The following is a 2,824-nucleotide window of genomic DNA, read 5'->3' as shown; positions in this document are numbered from 1 at the left end:
GGAGAGGGGGCCGGGACCGAGAGGGGGCCGGGACCAGAGAGGGGCCCGGCAGCCGCGGCTCAGCCCAGCTGCCGGTACCGGCCGCGGAAGTACAGCAGCGGGCCCCCCTCGGCGCTGGGCACCCGGGCGGTGAGGACGCGGCCGATGACCAGGGTGTGGTCGCCGGCGGTCACCCGCTGCTCGGTCCGGCACTCCAGGGTGGCCAGCGCACCCCCGACGAGCGGGGCGCCGGTGGCCTCGCCGCGGACGTAGGGGATGTCCTCGAAGAGCAGCCGGTCGCTGATCCGGCCCTTCATGGCGAAGCGGCCCGCGATGTGCCGCTGGCTCTCGGCGAGGACCGACACCGCCCACAGCGGCTGCTCGTCCAGCAGGTCGTCCATGCGGGCGCCGGTGCGCAGGCTGACCAGGACCAGCGGCGGGTCGAGGGAGACCGACATGAAGGCGGTGGCGGTCATGCCGACGTCCTCCATGCCCGGCGCCTCGGGGTCGTCCGGGTCCAGCGGCGGTTCCTGCGCGGTGACCAGGACCACGCCCGCGGCCAGCCGGGACATCGCGGCCCGGAACTCGTCGTTGCTCACCCCCTCAGCATGCCCGGAAGGCAGGGGGGCGGTGGGGGAGGGAGTCTTCAGCACGCCGGAAACGCTAGTCTTCGCCGCGCCCCGGCCGCATCGGCCGTCCGCCCGAGCCGGGTCCTAGGACCAGCGGCGCAGCCATGCGTTCCGGCCTGTGCATCATGTGGGCGTATTCGGGCGTTCCGCGTTCAGTAAACGCACAGGCAAAACGCAGAAACTCCACTCAATTGTTCACGTTCTTCTGTGACTTGAGTCACAAGAGGCAGGAATTGTTGACCCTGTGTACCGAGTGGGCAGCGCGCTGTGATTCAGTGGCGGAACAACCCTTCAATCGCTGCGAGGTCTCGGGGGGAGGGCGAGCATGGAGACCGAGTCGGAGCCGTATGTCCGCCTTGCGTCCCTGCGGCAGCTGCACCAGGTCATGGCCGACATGAACACGGCACGCAGCCTGGCGGACACACTGCAGACCGTCGCCGACGGCGCCGTGGGCGCCCTCGGGTACGAGATGGCCGCCGTCAACCTCGTGCGCCAGGACGGCGATCTCGTGGTCGCCGCCTTCTCCGGCAACCCCGCCGCCGAGGCCCTGATCACCGGCCGGGTCGGCTCCCGCGAGTCCTGGGACCGGCGGCTGAGCATGGGCGAACGCTGGGGCGACCTCGTCTTCATACCGCACACCGAGGGCTGGGTCCTCGACGACGACGACGTACCCCAGTGGTACACCGACGGTCCCGAGCCGCGCTTCGAGGACGAGTGGCACCCCTCCGACCGGCTCTTCGCGCCCATGTACACCCCCGGCGCGCAGGGCAGCGCCTGCGGAGAGCTGCTCGGCGTCATATCCGTCGACCGGCCGCGCAACGGCCGCCGCCCCGGCGCGTGGGGCCGCGAGGCCCTCCAGATGTACGCCTTCCAGGCCGCCATCGCGATCAGCAACGCCCGCCTCCGCGCCAACATGCAGCGCGCCCTGGTCCGCCTGGAGCGCGAGCAGCAGGCGCTGCGCGCCAGCGAGGAATCCTTCCGGCAGGCCTTCGAGTACGCCCCCTCCGGCATGGCCATCGCCGAGATGGGCGGCGACCAGCACGGCCGCATCCTGCGCACCAACGACGCCCTGTGCCGGCTGCTCGGCCGCCCCGCCTCCGCGATGCGCCGCTACTCCTTCGCCGACCTGGTCCACCCCGAGGACATCGGCACCCTGCTGCGCACCTCGGCCGAGGGCGGGCGCGCGGAACTGCGCCTGGGCCGCCGTGACGGCACGTACGTCTGGGTCTCCCTGCGCAACAGCGTCGTCGCGGACGCCGCCGACGGCCCGCGTTTCCTCCTCACCCACGTCGAGGACATAGAGGAGCGCAAGCGGCGCGAGCTCCAGCTCGCCCACCGCGCCTCCCACGACTCGCTGACCGGCCTGCCCAACTCCGCCGAACTGCGCTCACGGCTGTCGGCCCGGCTCTGCCAGCGGCCCGCGCACGCCGGGGACCTGGACTCCCTGGACGCGGCCTACGGCCACCCGGCCTTCGACATCCCCGCCGGCCACGGCTTCGACTTCGCGCCGGGCGCGGAGGCGTACGACGCCTACGACCACCATGTGCACACCGTCGCCCCGGAGGACGGCCGCGACGACGGCACCAAGGGTCTCGCGGTCCTCTTCTGCGACCTCGACGGCTTCAAGTCGATCAACGACCGGTTCGGGCACAACGCGGGCGACGCGGTCCTCATCGAGGTCGCCCGGCGGCTGAGCAACGGCGTCCGGGACGGCGACACGGTCGCCCGGCTCGGCGGCGACGAGTTCGTGATCCTCGCCGACGGCCTCGGCCGGGCCGACGCCCAGGACCTCGCCGTACGGCTGCGCAACGAGATCATCCAGCCGATCCGGGCCGAGGGCCGGGCGGTGCGGGTGGGCGCGAGCTTCGGCATCGGGTGGGCGCACTGCGGGATGACGGCGGACGAGGTGTTGAAGTCCGCTGACGAGCGGATGTACGTAGAGAAACGATCTCGTCCCAAACAGCACCGCCGCGCCGGATGAACCGCAGGTCAGCGAGTTGATGGGGTCCGAGTCACCCGTTTGGGCGAGTGAGAGCGGGTAGGCTCGCCATTCCACACCCGTACCGCATCCGCCCGCACCTGTTGAGGAGTACCTAGGGATGACGCCCGGCGACAACGGCGCGAGCACGCCCGAGGACGACGACCCGTTCGGCTACCTGTACGCAGACGGCCAGGCCCGGGGAGCCCAGCCGCCGTCCGGTGGTTACGGCTACCCG

Annotated in this window: 2 protein-coding genes and 1 pseudogene; 2 read left to right on the top strand and 1 reads right to left on the bottom strand. The window is 71.8% G+C overall.

The features are described from left to right. Positions 1–59: 59 nt before the first annotated feature. Complete coding sequence (locus CCN44_RS39915; protein WP_079081023.1) at positions 60–632, bottom strand: flavin reductase family protein; 573 nt, start codon at positions 630–632, stop codon at positions 60–62. Positions 633–933: 301 nt separating this feature from the next. On the opposite strand from CCN44_RS39915, the gene cdgB reads away from it, so the two are divergent. After that, a complete protein-coding gene (gene cdgB, locus CCN44_RS39910) occupies positions 934–2,589 on the top strand; it encodes a diguanylate cyclase CdgB (protein ID WP_059250390.1) in 1,656 nt (551 codons plus the stop codon). Positions 2,590–2,707: 118 nt separating this feature from the next. Beyond that, positions 2,708–2,824: pseudogene (locus tag CCN44_RS46990) on the top strand (carbohydrate-binding protein); the annotation flags it as partial.

Origin of the sequence: Streptomyces tricolor (assembly GCF_002155905.1) — a bacterium.
Lineage (GTDB): Bacteria > Actinomycetota > Actinomycetes > Streptomycetales > Streptomycetaceae > Streptomyces > Streptomyces tricolor.
Note: the sequence above shows the minus strand (reverse complement) of the source record. Positions and strands in the feature narration are given on the sequence as shown.